Raw genomic sequence first — 4,572 nt, 5'->3', positions numbered from 1 at the left:
CGGGCATCGCTGGTGTTCCTCCCAGGTTTCGATGTCTCCATCAAACCCGGTGCGGGACACCACTCAGCATTCTTCCCGACGCCACCAGGCCCGCAGGAACGTCAGCCGCGTCTCCACACCTATCAGGTCATCGCTCCGCTCGTCGTGGCCCGTCGCAGGTATGACGGGGGTACGGACACGAAAACTCATCATCAGGGAGCCGACCGCGGCCGCAAGATCAGCTGACGAGATCGCGGGAGTTCCTCGGCGTGTCACCCGAGTTTACGTCATCTGATCCTGGCGGTCCGCTGGCACCGGCACCGGAGCAACCGTGTGCGCGTAGCGCTTGCCCGGCCAGCGCGACGGGCGGTCAGATCGGTTTCTGCGGACAGGCGGCGGTGCCCCGGCGGGACTGGGGCGTCTGATAGTCCCGGCAGGCGCGCTGGCGGCTTCGTCCTGACCTGCGACGGCGACGTCGTCGGTCTGTCCAACCTGTTCGCCGCTGACAGCGGCGAACAGTCCGATGTCCGGGCGACCGCCATCACCGAGGCAGCCGTCCACATTCCAGGGCTGCCGCTGGTCGGCTATGAGCGGGGCGACGACCTCGCGCGCGCCCGAGCACACGGCTTCGCCCCGGTCGGCGCCCTGCGGGTCTGGCTGCACCAGCCCGGCCAGCCATGATCACTTGATGAAAAACCGGCCGACACGCCGACACGATCCCAGCAGAGCATCAAATGATCTTGGTTGTGCCTAACCTCAGCCGGTTGCCAGACTGGCCCGGTGCCGGTCTCCCTCTGGCGAAACCGTGACTTCCTCCTACTGTGGAGCGGCCAGGTCGTATCGACGCTCGGCACCCGGATCAGCGGCCTCGCGTACCCGCTGCTCGTGCTGGCCGTCACCGGCTCACCGGCGCAGGCCGGGCTGGTGGCGGCCGCGCAGGCGGCCCCGTTCCTGATCTGGTTCCTGCCGGCGGGTGCCCTGGTCGACCGCTGGCCCCGCAAGCGGATCATGCTCGTCGCCGACGCCGGCCGGGCGGTGGCCCTGGCATCGGTCGCGGTGGCCGTCGCGCTCGGACGGATCACGATCGGACACCTCATGGTCGTGGCCTTCGTCGAGGGGACGCTGTACGTCTTCTTCCTGCTCGCCGAGACCGCCGCCCTGCCACACGTGGTGCCGAAACCCCAACTGCCGACGGCGATCACCCAGAACCAGGCCCGCGACCAGGGTGCCGACCTGGCCGGCCAGCCGTTGGGCGGCCTGCTGTTCGGGCTGGGCCACGCGGTGCCGTTCGCCGCCGACGCCGTGTCGTACGTGGTGGGCGTCGCCCTGGTCGCCCCGATCCGGCGGGACCTGGAGGAGAAGCGGGTGGCGCAGCGTCGCCCCCTGCTGGCAGAGATCGCCGAGGGTGTCCGCTGGCTGTGGCGTAAGCATCTCCTGCGCGCCCTCGTGGCGATCGCGTCGGCTGGCAACCTGGCCTTCAGCACCCTCAGCCTGGCCGTCATCGTGCGCGCCACTGACCTCGGCGCGTCCCCGACCGGCGTTGGTCTGCTGCTCGGGCTCTTCGGCGTGGGCGCGATCGCCGGTGCCCTGGTGGCCCCGCCGGTACAACGCCTCGTTTCCCCGAACGTGATCCTGATCGGCGCGCTCTGGTGGTGGGTCGCGCAGATGGCGGCGTTGGCCCTGGCCCCGACCGTGTTCACGCTGGGGGCGGTCTACACGGTCGGCGCACTGGTGGGCCCGATCTTCAACACCACCACCGCCGCCTACCGGTACGCCCTGACCCCCGACCGCCTCCAGGGCCGGGTCAACGGCGCCTCCCGGATGATCGGCTGGGGTGCCCGCCCCGTGGGCGCCCTCCTCGGCGGCACAGCGCTGGAGACCCTGGGCGCGGTGCCGACCTTCGCCGCCCTGGCGGCGTGGCTGGCCGTCGTCGCGGCGGCATCGACGACGAGCCGCCAGATCAGGTGCGCCCCCAGGCTGGAAACGCTGGGCGAACGAACCGGATCCTGAGTTCGTGCGGTGGACCGTGCTGCCCTGTTCAGGGTGCCGGCTCCCGGCGGGTGCGTTGTTGGTGTCGGCGCGCCTTCAGCCGGTTGCCGCAGGTCTTCATCGAGCACCAGCGGGCGGTGTTGGCACGGCTGCGGTCCAGGTGGAACAGGCGGCACTCGGTGTTGTCGCAGGGCCGCAGTCGGCCGGGTAGCCGGGCCTGTACGTCGAACCAGGCGAGCACCAGCTGCACGGCGAGCATCCGGTCGGGGGGCCCGCACAGGCGCCAGCGCAGGCCCGACGCGTCGACCTCGGGCAGTTGCTGGACGCCGGCGAGGATCCGCCGCAGGTCCGCTTCGGGCACGGCACCGCGGGTGGCGGCCTGCAGCGCGTCCCTGGCGGTCCGCAGCCAGGTGGTCGTTGCCGGGTCGCCGGAGCCTCCGTGCCGGTGTGCCCACTGCCGCAGCGCGGCGTCGTCGGCCCACTGATCCTGCGGTCGGCCGTCCACCACGGGTGTGCTGTTCAGCGCCTCGATCAGCGCCTGCTCGTCGATCACGGTGATCTCACCCACCCTCGCCACTAACCCTCTCACCGCGCTTGACAGGTTATCGCAGATCGGGTCCACTTGAATCCAGATAACCACCACGAAGTTCTGAGAGGGTTAGAGATGGTCGAAGTTCACCACCGGTACGCCACCGTGCGAGGGCACCGCGTCTTCTACCGACAGGCCGGCCCCCACGACGCGCCGACGCTGCTGCTCCTGCACGGATACCCCACCAGCTCACGTATGTTCCGCCGGCTGATCCCGCGACTCGCCGACCGGTTCCACGTCATCGCCCCCGACCACATCGGCTTCGGCCACTCCGACGCCCCGCCCGCCGACGCGTTCCCGTACACGTTCGACGCACTCACCGACGTCACCGAAGCGTTCCTGGCCGAGCTCGGCGTCACCCGCTGCGCCATCTACGTGCAGGACTACGGCGCTCCGATCGGATGGCGACTCGCCATCCGCGCCCCCGAGATGATCACCGCGGTCATCAGCCAGAACGGCAACGGGTACGACGACGGCTTCGTCCCCGACTTCTGGACACCCGTGTGGGCGTACGCCGACGATCCGGGACCGGACACGGAGCCGGCGGTGCGCACCGCCCTCGGTCTGGACGCCATCCGCTGGCAGTACATGCACGGCGTGGACCGCCCCGACCTGGTCGACCCCGACACCTGGACGTACGACCACCGCGACATCAGCCGCCCCGGCAACGACCTGGCACAGCTGGCGCTTTTCCGCGACTACGCCACCAACCCTCCGCTGTACCCGAAGCTGCACGCGTATTTTCGGCGCAGTCAGGTGCCGCTACTGGCCGTTTGGGGGGCCGAGGATCTGATCTTCGGGCCGGACGGGGCGCGTGCCTTCGCGCGGGACCTCCCGGACGCCGAGATCCACCTGGTGCCCGGCGGCGGTCACTTCCTGCTGGAAAGTCACCTGGACACCGTGGTCGGCCACATCCGGGACTTCCTGTCCCGCGCGCTGCCGACAACCCGGCCTGCGACAGCCCGCGACGCGCGAACCACCCACCTGTGAAACGGCCGCCGCCCGGGTCGGCGGTCAACCGAACCAGGTCATCCCCTGGCCGTGTGGTCGGGTCCAGGCCAGTGGCCGGCCGTCCAGGGCGAGCACGTTGTGCAGGGTGTCGTCCGGTGGCGGCGGCAGCGCGCCGTGGCGCAGGATGTCCGGCCCCTCGTTCGCCACCCAGTGACCCGGCAGGCCGCGTACCAGGTCGACGAAGACCGACCGGCGCGGAGCCGGCACGTGGTAGAGCACTGCGGTGTGGAACACCACCAGCGTCGCCTCCGGCGGCGCCGACGCGGCCATCGCCGGCAGGTCGTCGACCAGATCACCCCGGACCAGCAGCGGCGGATCGGCCGCCGCGACGCCCGCCGCAGCCGCCAGCCGGGCCCGCCGATGCTCCTGCTCGGGCCAGACCAACGCGTCCAGCCAGGCGACGTCGTCGGCGTCGGTGACGTCCAGCGGAGTCAGGTCCAGCCCGGCCCGCCACACCACCTCCGGCCGGGTACGCGGAGGCGTCAACCCTGCTGTCGCGCAGTCGAGCACCGGCTCGCCCTGCCCCACGATCGGGCCGCCGTCGTAGCGGTAGGCGTACCGGTCCGGGTAGAGACACAGGCCCGCCGACGCGCCGACTTCCAGAAGCGCCAGCGGCTGCGGCAACGCCGCCAGCACCGGCAGCAGTACGGCGCACCGTCCGGCCTCGTTGGTCTGGGTGAGCCGGCGACGCATCTGCGCCTCGACCGCCGGCCAGCGCGCCACCGTGAAGTCGTGGAACGCGGCCGGCTCGTCGACCGGCCCGCCGAGCAGCCGGACCACGCCGAACAGCAGGTCCGGCTGCCGGGTCGGCGGCGGCAACGAGTCCAGCAAAGCGAGGAGATCGTCGTCGCGGGCGACCGCGTACGCCAGCCGCTGGTAGCTGGGCGACACCCCGGACGCCTGCCGGCGGGCGAAGTCGGCGTACACCTCAGCGGTGGTCATCGCTAGTGCCGTGTCAGGGAACGTTTGCCTCGTGACGCGCCGTGCGGGTGCTGGTCCGGGCG

General features: G+C 71.2%; 6 protein-coding genes. 4 read left to right on the top strand and 2 right to left on the bottom strand.

The annotated features are described in order from the left end of the window. The 3 genes from ACFHW1_RS28400 to ACFHW1_RS28390 all read left to right on the top strand — a co-directional run. The coding region (locus ACFHW1_RS28400) for a hypothetical protein (RefSeq protein ID WP_416616630.1) at window positions 1-225 on the top strand (225 nt) is incomplete at its 5' end. 87 nt (window positions 226-312) lie between these two features. Next, window positions 313-660, top strand: a complete 348-nt coding sequence (locus ACFHW1_RS28395; protein ID WP_416568161.1) for a hypothetical protein — start codon at window positions 313-315, stop codon at window positions 658-660. Between the two features lie 99 nt (window positions 661-759). Next, a complete protein-coding gene (locus ACFHW1_RS28390; protein WP_416616628.1) occupies window positions 760-1,989 on the top strand; it encodes an MFS transporter in 1,230 nt (409 codons plus the stop codon). Between the two features lie 28 nt (window positions 1,990-2,017). Here ACFHW1_RS28390 and ACFHW1_RS28385 read toward each other — a convergent pair whose 3' ends face one another. Continuing rightward, window positions 2,018-2,536: a CGNR zinc finger domain-containing protein gene (locus ACFHW1_RS28385; protein ID WP_416616626.1), complete on the bottom strand. Its 519-nt coding sequence runs from the start codon at window positions 2,534-2,536 to the stop codon at window positions 2,018-2,020. Between the two features lie 96 nt (window positions 2,537-2,632). On the opposite strand from ACFHW1_RS28385, the gene ACFHW1_RS28380 reads away from it, so the two are divergent. Continuing rightward, entirely contained in the window at window positions 2,633-3,547 is a 915-nt protein-coding gene (locus ACFHW1_RS28380; protein WP_416616624.1) for an alpha/beta fold hydrolase, read from the top strand. Between the two features lie 24 nt (window positions 3,548-3,571). Here ACFHW1_RS28380 and ACFHW1_RS28375 read toward each other — a convergent pair whose 3' ends face one another. Then, on the bottom strand, window positions 3,572-4,510 hold the full coding sequence (locus ACFHW1_RS28375) for a DUF2332 domain-containing protein (protein ID WP_416616623.1): 939 nt from the start codon (window positions 4,508-4,510) through the stop codon (window positions 3,572-3,574). Between the last annotated feature and the right edge of the window lie 62 nt (window positions 4,511-4,572).

It is taken from the genome of Micromonospora sp. LOL_014 (genome assembly GCF_048060245.1).
Taxonomy (GTDB): Bacteria; Actinomycetota; Actinomycetes; order Mycobacteriales; family Micromonosporaceae; genus Micromonospora_E.
Note: the sequence above shows the minus strand (reverse complement) of the source record. Positions and strands in the feature narration are given on the sequence as shown.

Excerpts from the sequence above, each read along its gene's own strand:
- ACFHW1_RS28375 (WP_416616623.1), bottom strand. The coding sequence starts at position 4,510 with ATGACCACCGCTGAGGTGTACGCCGACTTCGCCCGCCGGCAGGCGTCC.
- ACFHW1_RS28380 (WP_416616624.1), top strand. The coding sequence starts at position 2,633 with ATGGTCGAAGTTCACCACCGGTACGCCACCGTGCGAGGGCACCGCGTC.